Origin of the sequence: Stenotrophomonas sp. WHRI 8082 (assembly GCF_040223995.2) — a bacterium.
GTDB lineage: Bacteria > Pseudomonadota > Gammaproteobacteria > Xanthomonadales > Xanthomonadaceae > Stenotrophomonas.
This window is the reverse complement of the sequence record NZ_CP167826.1, coordinates 2,849,232-2,868,606: the sequence shown is the minus strand read 5'-3', so window position 1 is coordinate 2,868,606 and position 19,375 is coordinate 2,849,232. Positions and strand designations below refer to the sequence as shown.

At 64.9% G+C, this 19,375-nt stretch carries 12 protein-coding genes, 1 pseudogene and 1 riboswitch; of the genes and pseudogenes, 5 read left to right on the top strand and 8 right to left on the bottom strand.

Annotated elements, in window-relative coordinates; genetic code table 11:
• Positions 1-186: 186 nt before the first annotated feature.
• A complete protein-coding gene (locus ABRP17_RS12415; RefSeq protein ID WP_192094047.1) occupies positions 187-2,214 on the top strand; it encodes a sodium-translocating pyrophosphatase in 2,028 nt (675 codons plus the stop codon).
• Between the two features lie 124 nt (positions 2,215-2,338).
• The gene (locus tag ABRP17_RS12410; RefSeq protein ID WP_349986322.1) at positions 2,339-2,596 is read left to right on the top strand and encodes a DUF2789 domain-containing protein; all 258 of its coding nucleotides are present in this window, start codon (positions 2,339-2,341) and stop codon (positions 2,594-2,596) included.
• A 13-nt stretch (positions 2,597-2,609) separates the two neighbouring features.
• Here ABRP17_RS12410 and ABRP17_RS12405 read toward each other — a convergent pair whose 3' ends face one another.
• The gene (locus ABRP17_RS12405) at positions 2,610-3,059 is read right to left on the bottom strand and encodes a hypothetical protein (RefSeq protein WP_349986320.1); all 450 of its coding nucleotides are present in this window, start codon (positions 3,057-3,059) and stop codon (positions 2,610-2,612) included.
• Entirely contained in the window at positions 3,056-3,571 is a 516-nt protein-coding gene (locus ABRP17_RS12400) for a hypothetical protein (protein WP_349986318.1), read from the bottom strand. The genes ABRP17_RS12405 and ABRP17_RS12400 overlap by 4 nt, the downstream gene beginning before the upstream one ends.
• Before the next feature lie 180 nt (positions 3,572-3,751).
• Here ABRP17_RS12400 and ppa point away from each other — a divergent pair, with 180 nt between their 5' ends.
• A complete protein-coding gene (gene ppa / locus ABRP17_RS12395; RefSeq protein WP_042614993.1) occupies positions 3,752-4,288 on the top strand; it encodes an inorganic diphosphatase in 537 nt (178 codons plus the stop codon).
• 153 nt (positions 4,289-4,441) lie between these two features.
• Positions 4,442-5,563 carry an HDOD domain-containing protein gene (locus ABRP17_RS12390; protein WP_349986317.1) on the top strand — a complete coding sequence of 374 codons (1,122 nt, stop codon included), beginning with the start codon at positions 4,442-4,444 and terminating at the stop codon, positions 5,561-5,563.
• Between the two features lie 214 nt (positions 5,564-5,777).
• Here ABRP17_RS12390 and ABRP17_RS12385 read toward each other — a convergent pair whose 3' ends face one another.
• The 5 genes and pseudogenes from ABRP17_RS12385 to thiC form a co-directional block, all read right to left on the bottom strand.
• Entirely contained in the window at positions 5,778-8,621 is a 2,844-nt protein-coding gene (locus ABRP17_RS12385; RefSeq protein WP_349986315.1) for a TonB-dependent receptor domain-containing protein, read from the bottom strand.
• Positions 8,622-8,668: 47 nt separating this feature from the next.
• Positions 8,669-9,568, bottom strand: coding sequence for an AraC family transcriptional regulator (locus tag ABRP17_RS12380; RefSeq protein ID WP_188326251.1), 900 nt, complete (start codon positions 9,566-9,568; stop codon positions 8,669-8,671).
• Between the two features lie 126 nt (positions 9,569-9,694).
• Positions 9,695-12,031 (bottom strand): winged helix-turn-helix domain-containing protein, encoded by a 2,337-nt coding sequence (locus ABRP17_RS12375; protein WP_349986314.1) that lies wholly within the window; start codon positions 12,029-12,031, stop codon positions 9,695-9,697.
• A gap of 248 nt (positions 12,032-12,279) precedes the next feature.
• Positions 12,280-12,957: an ion channel gene (locus ABRP17_RS12370; protein WP_188326249.1), complete on the bottom strand. Its 678-nt coding sequence runs from the start codon at positions 12,955-12,957 to the stop codon at positions 12,280-12,282.
• A 60-nt stretch (positions 12,958-13,017) separates the two neighbouring features.
• A pseudogene (gene thiC / locus ABRP17_RS12365) lies at positions 13,018-14,793 on the bottom strand (phosphomethylpyrimidine synthase ThiC); the annotation flags it as partial.
• An 84-nt stretch (positions 14,794-14,877) separates the two neighbouring features.
• Positions 14,878-14,979: riboswitch (TPP riboswitch) on the bottom strand.
• A gap of 198 nt (positions 14,980-15,177) precedes the next feature.
• Here thiC and ABRP17_RS12360 point away from each other — a divergent pair.
• The gene (locus tag ABRP17_RS12360; RefSeq protein ID WP_349986312.1) at positions 15,178-16,755 is read left to right on the top strand and encodes a BCCT family transporter; all 1,578 of its coding nucleotides are present in this window, start codon (positions 15,178-15,180) and stop codon (positions 16,753-16,755) included.
• Positions 16,756-17,374: 619 nt separating this feature from the next.
• Here ABRP17_RS12360 and ggt read toward each other — a convergent pair.
• The gene (ggt, locus tag ABRP17_RS12355) at positions 17,375-19,096 is read right to left on the bottom strand and encodes a gamma-glutamyltransferase (RefSeq protein WP_349986790.1); all 1,722 of its coding nucleotides are present in this window, start codon (positions 19,094-19,096) and stop codon (positions 17,375-17,377) included.
• Positions 19,097-19,375 lie beyond the last annotated feature (279 nt).

Here is a 19,375-nt window from a genome sequence, read left to right as displayed (position 1 = left end):
CGCGCAAAGACGCTGGCGCCCCCGCACGGCGGCCCGCATACTGCGGCCACCAGGGAATGCTGAACACCGCCATACGTCGGACGACCGCCAAGGTCGGCACGGGTCGGTTCCAACGTTGCAGCCCGTCGTCCCCCTCGTGGTGAAGTTCACCACCGCTGGATGCCTATCATCCACCTCGGAGGGGTCATGCTCGAACGTCATGGACTGTCATTGGCGCTGGTCTGCGCCGTCATCGCCATTCTTTACGGCATCATTTCGGCGCGCTGGATCCTGCGCCAGCCCAGCGGCAACGCGCGCATGGCCGAGATCGCCGAAGCCATCCAGGAAGGCGCGCGCGCTTACCTCAATCGCCAATACCTGACCATCGGCATCGTCGGTGCCGTGCTGTTCGTCCTCGTCGGCTTCTTTCTGAGCTGGTACACGGCAATCGGCTTCGCCCTTGGCGCGGTGCTCTCCGGTGCAGCGGGTTACATCGGCATGAACGTGTCGGTCCGCGCCAATGTGCGTACCGCCGAAGCGGCGCGCCACGGGATCAGCGCCGCGATGGATGTCGCGTTCCGCGGCGGTGCCATCACCGGCATGCTGGTGGTCGGGCTGGGCCTGCTCGGCGTGGCCGGCTACTACGCACTGCTGCTGCGCCTGGGGCTGGATGTCGCCCAGGCCCTGCATGCACTGGTGGGCCTGGCGTTCGGCTCGTCGTTGATATCGATCTTCGCCCGCCTCGGCGGCGGCATCTTCACCAAGGGGGCCGATGTCGGTGCTGACCTGGTGGGCAAGGTGGAAGCGGGCATCCCCGAAGACGATCCGCGCAACCCGGCGGTGATCGCTGACAACGTCGGCGACAACGTCGGCGACTGCGCGGGCATGGCGGCCGACCTGTTCGAGACCTATGCCGTGACGGTGATCGCGACGATGCTGCTGGGCAGCCTGATGATCAGCGAAGCCGGCCGCAATGCCGTGTTGTACCCGCTCGTGCTGGGCGCGGTATCGATCCTCGCATCGATCGTCGGCGCGATGTTCGTCAAGGTGAAGGACGGCGGCTCGATCATGGGCGCGCTGTACAAAGGCGTGATCGTGTCGGCGGTGCTGGCGGCCATCGCGTTCTATCCGGTCACGACCGCGTTGATGGGTGACAACGTGCATGGACCCTACGCGTTGTACGGGTGCGCGCTGATCGGCCTGGTGCTGACAGGTCTGATCGTCTGGATCACCGAGTACTACACCGGCACCCAGTACAAGCCGGTGCAGCATGTTGCGCAGGCATCGACCACCGGGCACGGCACCAACATCATCGCCGGCCTGGGGATTTCGATGAAGTCGACCGCCTTGCCGGTGATCGCGGTATGCGCCGCGATCTGGGGCGCGCATGCGCTGGGTGGGCTGTACGGCATCGCCATCGCGGCCACGGCGATGCTGTCGATGGCGGGCATGATCGTGGCACTGGATGCCTACGGACCGATCACCGACAACGCGGGCGGCATTGCCGAGATGGCCGAACTCCCGCCCGAGATCCGCGCCATCACCGATCCGCTGGATGCCGTGGGCAATACCACCAAGGCGGTCACCAAGGGCTATGCGATCGGCTCTGCCGCACTGGCGGCGCTGGTGCTGTTCGCCGATTACACCCACAACCTGCAGGCGGCGAATCCCGGCCAGGAATTCCGTTTCGATCTGTCCGACCACACGGTGATCATCGGCCTGTTGATCGGCGGGCTGATTCCCTACCTGTTCGGCGCGATGGCGATGGAAGCCGTGGGACGCGCAGCGGGCGCCGTGGTGGAGGAAGTGCGTCGCCAGTTCCGCGAAATCCCCGGCATCATGCAGGGCACCGGCAAGCCCCAGTACGACCGTGCGGTGGACCTGCTGACCCGCTCGGCGATCCGCGAGATGATCCTGCCGTCGTTGCTGCCCGTGGTGGTGCCGGTGGTCGTCGGCCTGCTGCTGGGGCCGCGTGCGCTGGGCGGGCTGCTGATCGGCACCATCGTCACCGGCCTGTTCGTCGCCATTTCGATGACCACCGGGGGCGGTGCCTGGGACAACGCCAAGAAGTACATCGAAGACGGTCACTTCGGCGGCAAGGGCAGCGAGGCACACAAGGCAGCGGTGACCGGCGACACCGTCGGTGACCCGTACAAGGACACCGCGGGCCCGGCGATCAATCCGCTGATCAAGATCATCAACATCGTGGCGTTGCTGCTGGTTCCGCTGCTGTAACCCCGTCAGATGCCGGGCGACGGATGGCTGTCCGCCGCCCGGCACTGCGCACATCCGTCACATCACAGCGTCGCGGCCGCCCGGCATAATGCGGGTCGATACTGAAAATGGGACTCACGCCACGATGATCACCACCGAACCGAACATGACCAACCTGTTCCTGCAGCTTGGACTGGATGAAAGCGAAGAAGCCATTGCGGCGTTCATCGTCGGCAATCAGCTGCCCTCGGACGTGAAAGTCACCCAGGCATCGATCTGGAGCGAGAGCCAGCGTCAGTTTCTGTCCGAGTCGCTGAAGTCCGATGCGGCATGGGCGATCGTCGTGGATGAATTGAACGAAGCGCTGCATTCCGATGCAGACAAGGCGTCATCCGGGAACTGAACGCCGCTGGCGATCACAGGCAATCCGTCAACGCGTCGTAGGCGCTGATATCGCGACCGGGCAGTCGCGTGTCCAGCGCATCGCGTCCGCTGAGCGTGCTGAGCAGCACCGGCAACGGCGTTTCCGGTGCAAGCGGCACACCACAGATCCACGTTCTGGCCTCCACCACCGGCAGCGGATCGTTGCCGGTAACGGTGGCATGGCTGCCCGCGAAGCTCCACGCGCACTCCGCTACGATGCCGCTCCGGGCGGTGACTGCACAGCGCAGTTGCAGCGCGCGCAGGTTGTTGTAGTCGCCTTCGCAGAACGTGTCGCCACAGATGTCATCGAACCCGCGCACCAGGGCGTGCTCCATGCCCGCAAAGGCCGCGGCGCCCTGGCCAGGCAGAGGATAATCGCGCGCGTCCACATACGCCGGTGACGGCGACATCGCGGCGATGACCAGCATCAGCAGGGGCGTCATGTGCGGCTCCCCCGTGCCGCCAGACATTCCTGCACGCCCTGCCGCAACGTGGCGGATGCCCCTGGCAGGCGTACCGACAGCGGGTCGTGCACCTCCAATGCAGCATGGAACTGCTCCACCGCGATGGACGTCGGCAGCGGCAGCAGGCACCGCCAGACGATGACGTCGGGCTCGATGTGGCCCGTCGCGCTTACCGTCAGATGGCTTCCCGCAATGACCCAGGTGCAGGCGGCCACCGTGGCCTGCGGCGTCTGCACCGAACAGCGCAACTGCATCGGCCAGAGGAAACGGCGCGGTACACAACCGCCATCGGCACAAGCGTCATGGAAAGCGCCGGCCAGGCGATCTTCCAGCGAATGGAAGCGGTCCCAGTTGGCCTCCTGGGTCGGGTAGTCGATGAGGTCGACGAACGCGACGCTGGAACCGGCGGCAGGCACGATCGGCGGCGAAGGGGCGATGGCGGCCAGCAACGCCACCCCGCCCACCCGCTGCAAGCCTTTGAACGAAAACATGAAATAGACCCTCTGCGGTGACTGTCAGCATCCCGCCTGCAGAGCCGAAGCACGATCGGCGCAGGGCCCTGCGCGCCGTGGGTGCCGCGCACCCGGCGCTGTCGGACGTTGCCACGACACGTGGCGCGGCAAAGGCATAAAATGGAGCTCTTTCGCCCCCCCCGCAATCGGAGCACAGCAATGGGTCTGGAACTCGTATCCCCCGGCAAGAACCCGCCGGAAGAAATCAACGTCATCATCGAGATCCCGAAGGATTCCGAGCCGGTCAAGTACGAAGTGGACAAGGACACCGGCGCGATCTTCGTTGACCGTATCCTGTCCACCCCGATGCGCTACCCGTGCAACTACGGCTATGTGCCGAGCACCCTGTGTGGCGATGGCGATCCAGCCGACGTGCTGGTGGTGCTGCCGCTGCCGCTGATCCCCGGCTCGGTGGTCCGCTGCCGTCCGGTCGGCGTGCTGAAGATGAGCGATGAAGCCGGCAGCGACGAAAAGATCCTGGCCGTGCCGATCTCCAAGGTGTTCAGCGGCTACGCCCACGTGGAAGACATCGCCCAGGTGTCGAGCCACTGGCTGGAGCGCATCGGCCACTTCTTCGAGCATTACAAGGATCTGGAAAAGGGCAAGTGGGTCAAGCTCGATGGCTGGGCAGGCGCGGCTGAAGCCAAGGCCATCCTGGTCGAAGCCCACCAGCGTTACCTGGACGGAAAGGCCTGATCGAACGGCCTGCAGGCGCTCTGGCGGACCCCGCCAGAGCGATGCAGCGCACGTTTCGGCCTTGTGGCACATCCCCCGTCACGCAGGATCGGTTAAATTGCGACACTTCACATCGACCATGGCCGTTGCCATGGTCCGCCAGGGGAACGTGTCGTGCGCATTCTGTTTGTTGGGGACGAAGCCAGCCTGCCGGCTGAGCTGAGCGAATTCATTGCCGATCTTGGGGAAGACTGGCATACCACTGCGGTGATCGATGGGCATGCGGCGATGGCCGCGGTGTCGGCTACCGCGCTGGATGCGGTGATTGTCAGCCCATACCTGCCCGACATGGACGCGACCATGCTGCTGGGGCAGATCCGTACCCTGCGGCCGCAGACCATCCGTGTGGCACTGATCGATGCACAGCAGGGCACCCGTCCGCCGCCGGCGCGATTGATCGGCGTGGCCCATCGTTTCCTGCCGCTTCCGCTGGCCCCTGAGGTCCTGCTCGAAGCACTCAGCAGCCTGGAAGAGCTGCGCGAACTGCTGGACAGCCCGCGCCTGCGCGATGCCATCGGCCGCATCGAGAAACTGCCCTCGCCGCCGCACCTGTACATGAGCCTGACCCGCGCGCTGGAGCATGACGACGACGCCGACACCGCCGAAGTCGCCAAGCTGGTCGCCGCCGACCCCGCGATCGCAGCCAAGGTCCTGCAGTTGTCCAATTCGGCGTTTTTCAGCAGCGGCCGTACGATTTCCGACCTGCGCTCCGCCGTCACTCGGCTGGGCTTGGCTACTCTGCGCGATCTGGTGCTGGCCAGCGAAGTGTTTTCCACGCCCACGCTGCCGGTGTCGGAGCGCAATGCGCTGCAGCAGCGCGCGCTGATGGCCTCGCGACTCACCGCGCGTCTGCTGCCGACCTCCAGTGCCGAACTGGGTGCCACCGCTGCGCTGCTGGCCGACATCGGCCTGTTGCTGCCGGGTGTGCGCAACGAGCGCACCGAGCCGGCCGGCGACGAGGATGCGCGGCCCGGCCACGCCGAGGCGGGTGCCTACCTGCTGGGCCTGTGGGGCCTGCCGATGCCGATCGTGGAAGCCGTGGGTTTCCACCTGCAGCCGCAGCGCTCCAACACACGCAGCTTCTGGGTGACCGGCGCGGTGCATGTCGCGCTGGCGCTGGTGAACGGTGAAGCGGTGGATGAAGACTATCTGCAGCGCGCCAACGTCCTGCACAAGCTGCCGGAGTGGCGCGAGCAGGCGAACGCGCTGATGGGGTTGAGCACGGCCGAGGCGTGATCGGCTGAAGCGGGTCAAGGGCGCGGCGCGGTGTAACCGCGGACAGCCCGCTGCGCTCGCCGACCATGGGTCGGCGCTACCGTTTCCGATGCTCCTGTAGCGCCGAGCCACGCTCGGCGGAAGGTATCCGCGGACAGCCCGCTGCAAACGAACAAAAAAAAAGGGCGGGCCTTGCGGCCCGCCCTTCTCATTCATGCACCACTGCTTCGATGGATCAGAAGCGCTGGGTGTACTTCATGTACATGAAACGACCCACGTCGAAGCCGCCGTAGTAAGCGAAGCTGCTGTTCGGTGCGGTGTACTGCAGCGCACCGCGGTGGTCGAACACGTTGTTGGCGCCAACAGCGATCGTGGCATTCCACGGCGCGTTGTAGCTCACCTGCAGGTCGTGGAAGGTGTTCGAGCCGGTCTTGCGGATCGGCGCGGTCTCACCATTCTGGAAACGATCCGGGTTGGTGCAACCGATCGCGATGCAGTCTTCCTGGATGCCCGAGTAGTAACGCGCGGTCCAGTTGACGCCCAGGTCACCCTTGGTCCAGCTCAGGGTAGCGTTGGAACGGACGCGGAACAGGCCCGCTTCGCCCACGCGACCGATGGTGATGGTGTCACCGGCGCTGTTCTGGCCTTCTTCGTCGTACGACGACAGGTAGCTGGTCTGCCAGTCGATGGCGAAGTTGCCGACCGCGAACTCCGGCAGACGGTACTTCACGCCCAGATCCCAGCCCTGCGTTTCCAGCTTGCCGAGGTTGGCAGTGCCGTAGGTCAGTGCGGTGATGTTGCCGGCCGGACCGCGGACGACGCTGGCGCAACGTGCGGAATCACCCAGCACGTAGCAGTCACGCAGGATGCGGTCGACGCTGTCAGCGATGATCATGTCGCTGATTTCGTACTTGTACCAATCCAGCGACACGTCCAGGCCCTGCACCCAACGCGGGCTCCAGACCAGGCCGGCGGTGGTGCTCTTCGACGTTTCCGGGTTCAGTTCCGGGTTGGCGCCGGAGATGAACTGGTCGTTGGTGGCGCACGGCAGGGTCAGGCAGGGCTGGTTGCCCTGGCCGAGCTGCGCGTAGTTGGCCGGCACGCCAGCGGCGAGGCAGGCGGCATTGCCTGCAACGCTGCCCGGAGCGCCGACGCCGCACGGATCGGTGTAGCTTTCGAAGCTGGAGCTCAGGCCGCCGTACAGATCGCTGATGGTCGGGGCACGGAAGCCTTCGGCGTACGTACCACGGACCAGCAGTTCATCCAGCGGACGCCAGGTGATGCCGAACTTGCTGTTGACCGTGTCGCCGAAGTTGCTGTAGTCCGAGTAACGGCTGGCCAGGTTCAGGCTCAGTTCCTTGGCGAACGGCATGTCCGACAGGATCGGCACGTTCAGTTCGAGGTAGACCTCGTCCAGATCGTACTCACCGCGGGTCGGCTTCTGGCCCAGGCCGGTCGACTGACCCGACTGTGCGAACGCGTCCGGCACGTAGCTGCCTTCTTCCTCGCGGTGCTCCACGCCCACGGCGAAGCCGAGGTCGCCGGCCGGCAGGGTCACGATGGAACCGGCCAGGTTGGCGGTGAAGCTGGTGGTCTTGGTCTCACCACGGGTGGTGAAGGTCGGGAACAGGTATTCCTGCAGCGCCGGGTCAGACAGCGAACCCTGACCCGCCACGCCGAACGGCAGCAGCGGGTTCCACGGCACGCAATCCGCGATCACCGGGCCGCCGGCAACACCACAGGTCGCCACGCCGGCGCCGTTGATGTACGACGGGCCCAGGGCCTGTGCGGTGGAGATCAGGCTGGCATCGCCACGGCTGGTGACGATGGTTTCGTTGCGGTTGTACAGCGCGCCGACGTCCCAATCGAAGGTCTTGCCGGCGAAGTCGAAGAAGCCGCTGACGGTCGGCGCAAAGCGCGTGGTCTTCAGCTGGCTGTCGGTGGTGCGCGGCACTTCCCACAACCGGCGACGGAACTCGACGTTCTGGCCGACCGGGTTGAACGCACTGTCAGCCGACAGCGGGGTGTCGAAGGCCTGCGACTGGTACGGATAACCGGCCAGCTGAGCGAAGGTGTTGCGCTCGTTGTACAGGAAATCGGTGTTCAGGCTGATCGAATCGGTGAAGTCGTAGGTGCCGTTGATATAGACGGACTTACGCTCGACACCGGTCAGTACAGTCATCTGCTCGTTGGAGTTGGCGAACTCGCTCGGCGTGATGACGTGGTAGTCAGCTGGGTTGTTAGGGTTACCGCCCGCATTGAGGGTCTGCCACACCGAGGTGGTGGAGGTCGGCGAGCAGTCATAGACCAGCGGGTTGCAGAAGCTGCCGTTCTGGCTCAGCGCGCTCCAGGAAGCCGGGGTGGAGTTCGGACCACGGTTGCCGTCACGGCTGTACCAGCGGTTCTTCGCCCACACCGGATCGGCCTTGGAATACTCAGCCGCCAAGGTCACGCTGCCGCGCTCGCCGGTGGAGCCCAGGGTCATGGAGTACTGGCTGGTGTCGCCGTCGCCTTCGCCGTACTGGCCGAAGTACGCGGTGGCTTCGCCACCTTCAACATTCTTGCGGGTGATCACGTTGACCACGGCGGCAATCGCGTCCGAACCGTAGATGGCCGAAGCGCCATCCTTCAGGACTTCGATGCGCTCCACGGCGCCGATCGGAATCTGGCTCAGATCCTGCAGACCCGAGGTGCTGGCACCCAGGCGCTTGCCGTTCATCAGCACCAGGGTGCGCTCGGCGCCCAGGTTACGGATATCGACGTAGTAGCCGCCGACGTTCTCGCCCGAAGACAAGGTGTCCGAACGCGAGATGGCTGGCGAGCCGGCCGAGGTCAGGTTGTTCAGCACTTCGGCGACCGAGGAGAAGCCCTGCTTTTCCAGGCTTTCGCGGCTCAGGGTCAGCACCGGCTGCTGCGTTTCGACGTTGGCTGCGCGGATGCGCGAGCCGGTAACCGAGATGCGGTCCAGGTCGGTGGTGCCTGCTGCGGCTTCCTGCGCCGAGGCAAAGCTCGGGCTCAGCGCCAGCGCAATGCCGGCAGGCAGCATGCCCAGCCGCACGGCGGGGTTACGAAAATTCATGTCTCTCTCCAAGGTACGTTAGTGGCGTGTTAAAGCGCCCCCAAACGTTACGATTGTGTTGCGGTCCTTGGTTTGCGTGAGGCAGCGAGAGACTTTGCCGACTGTGGCGACAGCTTGTCTGCGTTCACACGGAAGTGGGATGCCGACGTACCAAAACGGGCACGAAAGGCCCGCGCAAAGCTGCAACAGTTGTCAAAACCGCTGGCTGCAGCCACTTCGCCGATCATCATGTCGGTATCACGCAGCAGGTCAGCCGCGCGTTCCAGCCGCAGGCGTGCGGAAAGCGACTGCGGGCTTTCTTCGTACAGACTCTGGAAGGTCTTGGAGAGGTACCAGCTGGAGAAGTTGGTCAGCTCGGCCAGTTCACCGATCCGCACCACGCGGTGGCTGTTGCCTTCCAGGTACAGGCGCGCGCGCTGCATGCGGCCGAATACCTGGCGTTTGCGACTGCGCGAACGGCCAGGGCAGCGCTGTACGGTACCGGCCATCGTGCGCTGCAGTGAAGCCAGATGCAGCAGCATCGGGCGCAGGGCCTGCGCTGGCAGGCCGCTGTCCAGTGCGTCGCGCCACAAGCGCAAGGCGACCCGCAGCTCCGAGCGGTTCATCTGCCCACGTCCGGCATACAGCCCGCAATCGGCCAGTTCCATCAGCATGCGCAGGGCATCGGTATTGAGCGCAAGGCCGACGCACAGGCCATCGCGTCCGGCCTGGACCAACGGCCGCGATTCCTTCTCGAAGGCGATCCACTCGCCGCGCCGCAGGCGGAAACGCCCTTCCTTGGCCTCCACCCATGCACTGCCCCGCACCTGGATCCAGACCGTGAAGCAGCTGCCGGCCGTCTGCAGGCTGCCCAATCGGGCGACGCTCAGGCAGATCGGCGTGGCGTCGTCGAGCGACTTGTCGAGGGAGAGGGACTGGCCGCGATCGGCGAGGGCGAGCTGACGCATAGGGGCACCACGGGTTTGCCAATACAGGGCATCCGTTTTGCCAAATGAGCTGCCAGCGGTCAGGACGTTGCGACGACTTCGCCACGAAATCGACACGAGGGGCCGACGAAAAACTTACGAAAGAAACTAGTCTTTCAGAATCAATGGCTTGATGAACGCCGGGAACACCTCGCCAGTCGATTCGGGCAGCTGCATCACGCCGACATCCGCGCCGTCAGATATCGCCAGCGCCACGTACAGGTCACGTCCGTCATCGCTGGTACTGAATCCGGTGCCTGAACTCAGGCGGCGGGCATCCAGGCAGCGGGTAAGCGGCTCGGCGCCCGCGGTGAGGCGCTGCAGGCCGGTACTGCATCCCGCCCAAGCGTCCACATAATCGATGCTGCCATTGCCGGCCACGCTCCACGTGCGGTAGCGCCAACGCGACGGCCTGTCGGCACTGACCTGCTGCACGCTGGCGGCGGTCAGAGCATCGTCCACCGACCACAAACCGCCCGCCCCGAAGCGGGTGAACAGCACACGCCGACGTGCCGCGTCGAACCGCGCCTGCGACACCCCATCCAGAGTGGCCAGCCGCTGCCACGGCGTACTGCGCCGGTCGTACAGGATGAGTCGCGTGCGCTGCTCGTCATCGCGCTCGATCACCAGTACCCGGCCAGGATCGGCCGTATACAACGCCTGCAGGGGACGCGACGCGGGAACCGGCAGTTGGGTGACCTGCTCGTCCCGGGGGGTGATTTCGTACACATGCGGCTCGCCATGGTCGTCACGCCCCAAGGCCAACAGGTGGCGGCTGTCCGGCGACCAGTCCGGTGGCTGGCGCGCCTCCGGCCGCAGGCCTTCGATCGGGCGCAGCGACTGTGGGTGCTCTTTGTCTGCCCACCACAACGCATAACTGCCGGAGCGATCGGAGGCGAACACCAATTGCCTGCCGTCCGGCGCCAGCATCGGCTGGCTGTCACGGCCATTGGAGGCGAAGATCCGCTCGGCCTTGCTCACATCCTGCAAAGGCACTTTGTAGAGGGCGAACTGGGCCTTGCGATGGACGAAGGCCAGCATGTTGCCGTTACGCGCCACGGCGGGCCACTGTGCATCGTCCAGGCCGACATCGCGCAGCAGGCGGCTTTCAGTATCCAGGCGGTACAAGCGGACTTCACTGTCCACGCGCCGTCCGAAGACGATCTCCCGGCTGTCGCTGAGCCAGGCCCAGCCGCGGATCTCGGCGGAATCATCGGTCAACTGCTCCAGTGGTCCTCCGCCGGCCGGCATCCGCCACAAATCACCGACCTGCGGATTGCGCACGAACACCAGCCAACGACCATCCGGCGAGATCCGTGGCGCATAGTCGAAGTCATCGTCCCGGGCGGCGTACGCCAGCGGCTTCCACGCACCGGTGGCGAGGTCCAACAGGCGGATGCCGCGATGCGCGTAGGCGCCGACCATGCTGCCGAAGACCAGCGAACGGCCATCCGGTGCCCAATCAAAGCTGAGCAGTTCGGTGCCATCGCAGCGCGTGGCCTGGCGCAGGTTGCCACCGGTTGCGCTGGAAATCAGGACTTCGCAGCGGCCGTCGTCGAAGAAGCGGGCGAAGGCGATCTCGCGACCGTCCGGCGACCAGCTCGGGAATCGATCCGTTGCCCCTGGCGGACGCTCGACCAGGTCACGCGCCGGGGCATTGCCCGAGGTCTGCACCTTGATCTGGCCGCCCTCCTCCTCATCGCTGGCCTCGTAGGCCACCTGCGAGCCGTCCGGCGACAAGGTCGGATAGGTCTCAAACCCGGCCGTAGCGGTGATCAGTCGATAGGGTCGCTGCGGGCTGCCGATGACACGCGTCCCGTTCTCCACGGCCGCATCGACGGGTGACTGCTGCGGAGTGCGCTGCAGCAGCCACGCCATCACACACAGGGCCACCAGCATCGCTACCCCGATCGCCAGCAGCACCCACCGGCGCACGCGCCGCCAGGTACCACGCCGTGAAGCGGGGACCCGCGGCGGCAGTTCGGCATTCGGGCGCGTTGCAGCGACGGGCTCACCTACGGCGGCACCTTCCAAGGCGACGGAGCGTAATTCGGATGGCGCGTCATCGATGATCGCGGCAGGTTCTTCGGCCTCGACCACGATCACGGCGGCCAGCAGGCGATACCCGCTTTTGGCGATGGTCTCGATATAGGTGGTGGCGCCGTCCTCATCACCACTGAAGGCCTTGCGCAGCTGGGTCACCGCCTGCGTCAGCACATCGTTGGTCGGCAGCGTATCGGGCCACACTTCGGCAAACAGCTCATCGCGGGTGACCACGCGGCCACCGCTGGTCACCAGCACACGCAACACCCCTGCTGCCTTCGGCGTAAGCCTGCGCAGACGACGCACGCCCGGGACCTGCACTTCACGCGACGAGAAGGTCACGGTGCATTCGCCTATGCGCAGGATGTCCGCGTCACGCAGGGAGTTGTTGCTGATGTTCATGTATCTCGAACGTAGGGGCGCACGGGTCGCGGTACAGCCGTGCAGTCATTCCAGGACGTGGAAACCGAACGGCCAGACTCTGCACACACCATGGACGCAAACCGCAAAAAAACTGGAGCGCGCGAATACTAGCCTATGCAGGTTGACCGCACATGCAGCGTCAAACATCCGGCACTCTCTCGCCTACGTATTCAGATAATAAGTTTCATCATTCGCGCTCTCCGGGGCGCGATTTTTTTATCTGGCATTCATTTTCGAGGGTGCTGCAGCATGGTCAATCCCACCAGCCGGGATACCACCAATGCCACGTACATCACCCCGGAAAACTGCGCCAGCATTACCAATGCGCGCGCCTGCGGGTGCACGGGGACCACGTCACTTAGCCCGACCCCGGACAATAAACTGAAGCTGAGATAAAGCAGCTCCATCCACGTGCGGAAATCCGTGCTGCTCGCCGCCAGGAAACTGCCGGGGTACCACTGCTGGCACACGGAAAATGCGAACGCGAACGCCCACGCCAACAGAGTGAACGTGGCACCTGCGGCGAACAGTTCATCGCGCGTGACTTTATGGTCCTGCAGCATGTAGGCGATCAAGGCGCCTGCCGTATAGAAATACAGCAGGCTCTCCAGCAACTGCGCCGCCGTGCCCAGGCCTGTATTGCCCAGCAGCACCGCGGCGATGGAAAACACCACCGACGGCACCGCCAGCAACAGCGCCAGCCAGGTTCCCAGCGGGCTGCGCTGTACCACCCACAGGGCAAGGCCAAGCACCGCGATGCCGAAGGTGCCCACCGCCGCACGCCCTGCGGCGGTCTCGTCCATCGCCGGATACATCAACACGCCGAGCAGTTGCACGCCGAGCAGCCACGCAGAGGGGTGGCGACGGGCAATGGCCAGCCAGCGAAGGGTGGGCGGAATGGGCATGGGCGGGCCTCTCGGAGCGATCGCGGCAGCATACCCATGAAGGGCGTGATGGGGTCATCCAGCCTGGTCACGCACCTCCTGGCTGATCTTCATGGAGCAGAAGTGCGGCCCGCACATCGAACAGAAATGGGCACTCTTGTGCGCGTCCTTCGGCAGGGTCTCGTCATGGAAGGACTTCGCCTTCTCTGGATCCAGGCCGAGATTGAACTGGTCCTCCCAGCGGAATTCGAACCGCGCCTTGCTCAAGGCGTTGTCGCGCACCTGGGCGCCGGGGTGGCCCTTGGCCAGGTCGGCGGCATGCGCGGCGATGCGGTACGCCATGATGCCGTCACGCACGTCCTCGCGGTTTGGCAGTCCCAGGTGCTCCTTCGGCGTGACGTAGCAGAGCATTGCCGTGCCGTACCAGCCGATCATGGCCGCGCCGATCGCACTGGTGATGTGGTCATAGCCCGGAGCGATATCGGTGGTCAGCGGCCCCAGGGTGTAGAACGGTGCTTCGCCGCACACCTGCAACTGCCTGTCCATGTTCTCCTTGATCAGGTGCATCGGCACGTGGCCCGGCCCTTCGATCATCGTCTGCACATCATGTTGCCAGGCGATCTTTGTCAGTGCGCCCAGCGTGTCCAGTTCAGCGAACTGCGCCGCATCGTTGGCGTCGGCGATACAGCCCGGGCGCAGGCCGTCACCCAACGAGAACGTCACGTCGTAGGCCTTCATGATCTCGCAGATCTCTTCGAAGTGCGTATAGAGGAAGTTCTCTTTGCCATGCGCCAGGCACCACTTGGCGAGGATGCTGCCACCGCGCGAGACGATCCCGGTCACCCGGTTGGCGGTCAACGGCACATGGCGCTGCAGTACGCCCGCGTGCACGGTGAAGTAGTCCACACCCTGCTCTGCCTGTTCGATCAGTGTGTCGCGGAAGATTTCCCAGCTGAGTGCTTCCGCCTGTCCGTCGACCTTTTCCAGCGCCTGGTAGATCGGCACTGTGCCAATAGCTACCGGCGAGTTGCGGATGATCCACTCGCGGGTCTCGTGGATGTGCTTGCCGGTTGACAGGTCCATCACCGTATCGCCGCCCCAGCGGATCGCCCAGACCAGCTTCTCCACCTCTTCGGCGATGCCCGAAGACACCGCACTGTTGCCGATGTTGGCGTTGATCTTGGTCAGGAAATTACGGCCGATGATCATCGGCTCACTTTCCGGATGGTTGATGTTGTTCGGCAGCACCGCCCGCCCGCGTGCGATCTCGTCGCGGACGAACGCCGGGGTGATGGTCTGCGGAATCGAGGCACCAAAGGCCTGCCCGCGATGCTGCTGCAGCAATCCGGCATCCCGCACCTCCTGCAGCCGCTGGTTCTCGCGGATCGCCACGAACTCCATCTCCGGGGTGATGATGCCGCGCCGCGCGTAGTGCATCTGGGTCACATTGGCGCCGACGACCGCACGGCGCGGTGGGTTGCGGGAGCCGAAGCGAACGGCATCCAGGCGCGCGTCGAGCTCGCGCGAACGACCGAAGGCGGAGGTGACGCGGCACAGCGCTTCCGTGTCGCCGCGCCCTTCCACCCAGCCCGCCCGAAGCGCCGGCAGGCCCTGGGACAGGTCTATGCGCACATCGGGATCGGTGTAGGGACCGGACGTGTCATAGACCGTCAGCGGCGCATTGTCCGCGCCGCCGAACATCGCCGGGCTGGGTGCCAGCGTTATTTCGCGCATGGGCACCTGCACATCTTCGCGGGACCCCGCGACGTGCACCTTGCGGGATCCGGGAATGGGCCGGGTTACGGCGGCGGAGAGCTGCTGTGCCTGTTGCTGCAGGCTGTCATGCGGTGCGTTCATCGGGCATCGTCCAGTAAGGTCAGGGACGAAGCGGCGGCGCACTGGCGCACGCGCACGGACACGCCAGGGGCGGATTCCACGCACGGTCGGCATTGCGAAGCTTCCCTACGCCGGTATCAGCCGGATCAGGTTCCAAGGGACTATCTCAACCGCAGCCCTATGGCCGCGGTACCCCCGCTTCGGCGCGCATTACAGCACACAAGCGCTGTCGCCGACGACACTGACAGCGCCGTGACGATGCAGCCCGTACACTGCGTCCGCGCGTTCCTGCGCCTGCCTTCTGGTTCCAACCGCTGGCAATCCGTCTGCACTGCTGGCGTTTCGCTGGCAATGCGCTGCAAGCTTCTGCTCGCTCCCTCATGTCCTGAACGGAGAAGCCCCTTCATGGTGTTTCGAATTTCCATCGCACTGGTCGCCGTACTGGTGCTGCTCGCCGGCTTGATGCCGGGCCCTTTCAATTCAGTGGTCCAGGCCATGCTGGCCGAGGTTGTCCGCGGTGTTGGCTGGCTGTATCTGCTGGTCGTTTTTCTGTCTCTGACGTTTCTCATGTATCTCGCGTTCGGCCGCTTCGCCAGCCTGCGCATCGGCGGAGAAGACGCTGAACCGGATTTTTCCCGGGCCAGCTGGTTATCGATGCTGTTTGCTGCGGGCATGGGTATCGGCCTGGTGTTCTGGGGCGCTGCCGAACCGATCTCGCATTTCACCAAACCCCCGGAGGGACTGGAGCCGATGGGGATGGAGGCCGCGCGCGCATCCATGCGCTATGCCTTCTTCCATTGGGGCCTGCACCCGTGGGCGATCTACGCGCTGATCGGCCTGGCAATGGCGTGGTTCCAGTTCAACCGGAATGGACGCGGGCTGGTCAGCGACATGCTGCAGCCCATCATCGGCCGGCACCATCGCGGCTGGATAGGTCATGTCGTCAACATCGCCGCCGTGGTCGCCACCGCCATCGGCGTTGCCACCACGTTGGGCTTCGGCACCGTACAGATCGCGGCAGGGTTGGAGCGGGTGTTCGGGATCCCCGCCAGCATACCCACGCAGATGGTCATCATCGCCGTGGCGTTCGTGTTGTACATGGCCTCTACCCTCAGCGGCGTGGGCCGTGGGGTGAAATGGCTGTCCAATTTCAACCTGTGCCTGGCCGCGCTGTTGTTGGCGATGGTGCTTGTGCTTGGGCCGACCGGCTTCATCTTCGACACCTTCACCACCACGTTGGGTTCTTACCTCAACCAATTGGTGACGATGAGCCTGCGCATGTCGCCGTTCTCGGGCAGCACCTGGGTGGCGGACTGGACCATCTTCTACTGGGCGTGGTGGATCGCCTGGGCCCCCTTCGTCGGCTCCTTCATCGCACGCATTTCGCGCGGCCGCAGCGTGCGCGAGTTCGTCATCGGCGTAGTGATCGCGCCGACCGTGCTTGGCTTTGTCTGGTTCTCCGTATTCGGCGGCACGGCGTTGTGGTCACAGCTGTTCGGCCATGTCGATCTGGTGGCAGCACTGGGCAACGGGTACGAGACGGTTTTGTTCACCATGTTCGACAGCTTGCCGATGCCACTGGTCCTTTCCAGCGTCGCATTGGTGCTGCTGATGATCTTCTTCGTGACCTCGGCGGATTCAGCCGTGCTGGTCCTGGCCAGCATGTCCACGGACGAGCCTGGCGACCCACCGCAGAAGCGCAAGCTTGCCTGGGGCGTTGCCGTGGCGCTCATCGCCGCTGCGCTGCTGCTCGCGGGTGGCCTGTCAGCCTTGCAGGGAATGATCACCATCACCGCATTGCCATTTGCCTTCCTGATGGTGCTGGTGATGGTGTCGCTGTACCGCGTACTGGACGAGGAATGGACACGTGAGCGGCGCAAGGCGCAGCGCGCGCGGCACATGATCGAGTCCTGGATCGAACGCGAGATGGCGGCACAGGAAGAGACCCGCGAGGAGTCGGCACGGGCCGCAGCGCGCGACTGACCTGTGGATGGGTGGCCGGGCTTGCAGCCCGGCGGCCCGCTTGAAGCAACTGCAAGTGCAACTTCAACTGCAACGGCTGCAGTGCTGCGTGCTGGTGGGGCGGGGTGGAGTGGCGGGGGAAGGCAAGAGCTGCATCCATGCGTGCCTCGTTTCGCGCCATCCATGGCGCGGGTCCACGTCATCGCATTCGCGCTGCCGCTCCCACGCTTTGCGTCGCAAACCGTGGGCCCCGTCTCACCAGCACCCACACCCCGCCGCTTCGCGGCCGCCCCTGACTCAGGGGCTCCCTCCACCCGACGGTATACCGTCATCGCGGTAGCGCCGAGCCGTGCTCGGCGGAATGTTTCCGCCAACGGCCCGCTGCGCTCGCCGACCATGGGTCGGCGCTACCGCTTTTCTCTTTTTTCATACGCGGCGGGCGGCCACGGAACCTGTCAGGGGGCCGGGCGGTGGGGCTGGGCGGGGGCGTTGAGCGCCATGGATGGCGCGAAACGAGGCACGCAGGAGCGGCTTTTGCCGGACCCCGCCCAGCCTCACCGCCCGGCCCCAAGCAAGCAGCCCGCTGTCAGCGCCCACCGCGAGGGGGGTCTCACCCGTTCGACAGCCCGCCAGTTCGACGTCAGTAGCCCGCCGCCTGGCCGTCCTTGCGGCTCTCCGACGCGCCGTAATACACGCCGGTATCGGGATCGCGCATGATCGCCTGGTAGCCACCGTACGGACCGTCCGCGAACACGACCCGATGGCCCTTGCGCATCAATGCCCGGATCGTGTCATACGCAAATCCGGTCTCCAGATTCACCTCGCCCCCGTCGCTCATCGCCGTCGCCTGGCCCGTCGGCTCGGTTGAACCTTCGTGCTGGATCCGCGGCGCATCGCCGGCTTCCTGCAGGTTCATGCCGAAGTCCACCAGGTTCATCACGATCTGCGCATGGCCCTGCGGCTGCATCGCACCGCCCATCACCCCGAAACTGGCGTACGGCTTGCCGTCCTTGGTGATGAAGCCAGGAATGATCGTCTGGAAGGGCCGCTTGCCCGGCGCATACCCGTTGGGATGATCCTTCTGCAGCACGAACATCTCGCCACGGTCCTGCAGGATGAACCCTAGTCCCGGCGGGGCCATGCCGCTGCCCATTCCGCGGTAATTCGACTGGATCAGCGAGACCATCATCCCGTCCGCATCGGCGACGGTCAGATAGATCGTATCGCCTTCCTCCAGTTGCTTCGGCGTGCCCGGCTGTACTTCCTTCAATGCCTTGTCCATCGAAATCAGCGCGCGTCGCTGGGCCGCGTACTGCTTGGAAATCAGCCTGGCCACCGGTGCGGCGGGCTGGAATGCCATGTCGGCATAGAAGCGCGCACGATCGGCGAACGCCAGTTTCTTCGCCTCGACGAACAGATGCACATGCTCGGGCGAGCCAAACGGAATCTTCGAGAAATCGTAGCCTTCCAGCACGTTGAGGATCTGCAGCGCGGCGATGCCCTGGCTGTTGGGCGGCAGCTCCCATACATCGAAGCCGCGATAGTTGCTGCTGACCGGCTCGATCCATTCCCCGTGGTGCGCGGCCATGTCATCGAAGCTCAGGTAGCCGCCGTTGGCCTTGAAATAGGTATCGATGGTGCGCGCGATGTCGCCCTTGTAGAACGCATCACGCCCGCCGTCGGCGATCTTCTGCAGCGTATCGGCCAAGTTGGGGTTCTTCCACATGCCGCCCTTGCGCGGAGCATGGCCGTCCACCGTGAACTGTTCCTTGAATCCCGGGTACACGGACAGGCGCGGCACGGAGCGATCCCAGTAGTAGGCGATCACTTCAGCGACTGGATGGCCTTCGCGCGCGTAGCGGATCGCCGGCGCAAGGTTGTCCGCCATCGGCTTGCGGCCGAAGCGTTCGTGCAGTGCGAACCAGCCATCCACGGCACCCGGGACCGACACCGGCAACGGACCCGTGGCCGGGATTTCCTTCAGTCCACGGCGCTTGAACTCCGCCAGGGTGAGTGAACGGGGTGAACGCCCCGAGCCGTTGTAGCCATGCAGTTTCTGGGTTTTGGGATCCCACACGATCGCAAACAGATCACCGCCTACCCCATTGCCGGTGGGCTCCATCAGGCCCAGCGCGGCATTGGCCGCAATGGCCGCATCAACGGCGCTGCCGCCGTTCTTCATCACATCCAACGCAATCTGCGTCGCAAGCGGCTGCGAGGTGGCGGCCATCGCGTGCGGGGCGATCACCTCCGAGCGGGTGGCAAACCCTTGGCCGGTAATGCGATCAGCCGCCAAGGACAGTGTCGGCAAGGCAGCAAGCAGGGCGGCGGCGAGCAGGCCGCGGGCAATTCGTCGGGTCACGTCGGGGGCATCCATGAGGAAGATGATCGATAGTCGCGCGTCTGCGCGCTGCTGCCTATGCGGCATAGGTCACCTTGGGAAGGTGGGTACTGGAGATATCGCGCGAATGACGCGATCGACGCCTGCGCGACCATGGCCGACAGGTCGTTTCAGGCGCAACAATGCAGGCCCTACAAGGGTTTCGCATGGATGCACGGGTAACCAATCCGCGTGTTCCGCGAAGGGTTGACAGTCCCCGTCGCGCATGTTTTCCTCGAACCCATGTTGCAGCGCCACACG

Bases quoted from the DNA above. Each gene is read 5' to 3' on its own strand.
- ABRP17_RS12400 (WP_349986318.1), bottom strand. From the start codon at position 3,571: ATGTTTTCGTTCAAAGGCTTGCAGCGGGTGGGCGGGGTGGCGTTGCTG.
- ABRP17_RS12410 (WP_349986322.1), top strand. From the start codon at position 2,339: ATGATCACCACCGAACCGAACATGACCAACCTGTTCCTGCAGCTTGGA.
- ABRP17_RS12380 (WP_188326251.1), bottom strand. From the start codon at position 9,568: ATGCGTCAGCTCGCCCTCGCCGATCGCGGCCAGTCCCTCTCCCTCGAC.
- ABRP17_RS12370 (WP_188326249.1), bottom strand. From the start codon at position 12,957: ATGCCCATTCCGCCCACCCTTCGCTGGCTGGCCATTGCCCGTCGCCAC.
- ppa (WP_042614993.1), top strand. From the start codon at position 3,752: ATGGGTCTGGAACTCGTATCCCCCGGCAAGAACCCGCCGGAAGAAATC.
- ABRP17_RS12405 (WP_349986320.1), bottom strand. From the start codon at position 3,059: ATGACGCCCCTGCTGATGCTGGTCATCGCCGCGATGTCGCCGTCACCG.
- ABRP17_RS12360 (WP_349986312.1), top strand. From the start codon at position 15,178: ATGGTGTTTCGAATTTCCATCGCACTGGTCGCCGTACTGGTGCTGCTC.
- ABRP17_RS12415 (WP_192094047.1), top strand. From the start codon at position 187: ATGCTCGAACGTCATGGACTGTCATTGGCGCTGGTCTGCGCCGTCATC.
- ABRP17_RS12385 (WP_349986315.1), bottom strand. From the start codon at position 8,621: ATGAATTTTCGTAACCCCGCCGTGCGGCTGGGCATGCTGCCTGCCGGC.
- ABRP17_RS12375 (WP_349986314.1), bottom strand. From the start codon at position 12,031: ATGAACATCAGCAACAACTCCCTGCGTGACGCGGACATCCTGCGCATA.